This window comes from Acinetobacter sp. USHLN143 (assembly GCF_037145695.1).
GTDB lineage: Bacteria > Pseudomonadota > Gammaproteobacteria > Pseudomonadales > Moraxellaceae > Acinetobacter > Acinetobacter fasciculus.
This window is the reverse complement of record NZ_JBBCWZ010000172.1, coordinates 1-1,015: the sequence shown is the minus strand read 5'-3', so window position 1 is coordinate 1,015 and position 1,015 is coordinate 1. Positions and strand designations below refer to the sequence as shown.

The following is a 1,015-nucleotide window of genomic DNA, read 5'->3' as shown; positions in this document are numbered from 1 at the left end:
ATGGACGAGGAACTCCAACGAGTCGTTTAAATTCCCCATCATTAAATCGAGTTAAATTTTCATATTTCATGGGGCTAGTATAAACAATTTTTTACTTTCGCAAGAGATCTATTAAATAGGACGTATGAAAATACGTGATAAAACCATTTTAAAGAATAAGGATAAGCTCTATGTCGAATGATAATTTTGATCGTGATGTAATTAAGAATGCGCCTAAAGATGTCCGCGATGATTTAAATGCTGATCCAATTACTGGTGAACCTGGTGCTCATCCTGTGGGTACAGGTGTAGGTGCTGCAGGTGGCGCAGCGGCAGGTGCAGCCATTGGTGCTGCAGGCGGTCCAGTGGGTGTCGCTGTCGGTGGTGTAGTCGGTGCTGTTGTTGGCGGTCTGGCAGGTAAAGGTGTAGGCGAAGCTATAAATCCAACAGAAGAACAGGCTTACTGGCGTGATAATTCGATCAATACGCCATACTATTCAGATGCTCGTACCACCTATAGCGATCTGGATTATGACCGTGATTATGATACGGCCTATCGAGTTGGTTATGAAAACCGTGGCAGCTATGATGCCCATACCCGTTTTGAAGACGTAGAACCTGATTTGAGATTGAAATGGGAACAAATGAAAGGTCAATCACGTTTAAACTGGGAACAGGCTAAATTTGCAGTGCGTGATGCCTGGAATCGTGTTTCACGTTAATTTTTAATCTTCGGATTAAAATGAAGTTTCTTTGGTAAAACCCGCGATAAGTTTGTGGGTTTTACCACTTTTAGTGATATATATCACGCTTTGATGAATCGATAAATAAAAGTAGAAAAGTTAATAAATAGGACTTACGCATTGACGGATTCAAAAAAGTATTAAAATACTTTATAAAGTATCTGTGATCAGACGAATTAAAAATGCTTCTACAGCAACTTGTACATTACCCATTTATATGGGCTTTCTCATGACAGAACCGAACTCTATTAGCTGCACACAACTTGCCGAGACTTATAATATCTCGCATGATA

1 protein-coding gene and 1 pseudogene are annotated in these 1,015 nt (G+C 40.0%); both read left to right on the top strand.

The features are described from left to right. The first annotated feature begins 170 nt into the window (after window positions 1-170). Complete coding sequence (locus WFH18_RS17495; RefSeq protein WP_005106843.1) at window positions 171-701, top strand: hypothetical protein; 531 nt, start codon at window positions 171-173, stop codon at window positions 699-701. 184 nt (window positions 702-885) lie between these two features. Next, window positions 886-1,015 (top strand): annotated as a pseudogene (locus WFH18_RS17490) (IS701 family transposase); the annotation flags it as partial.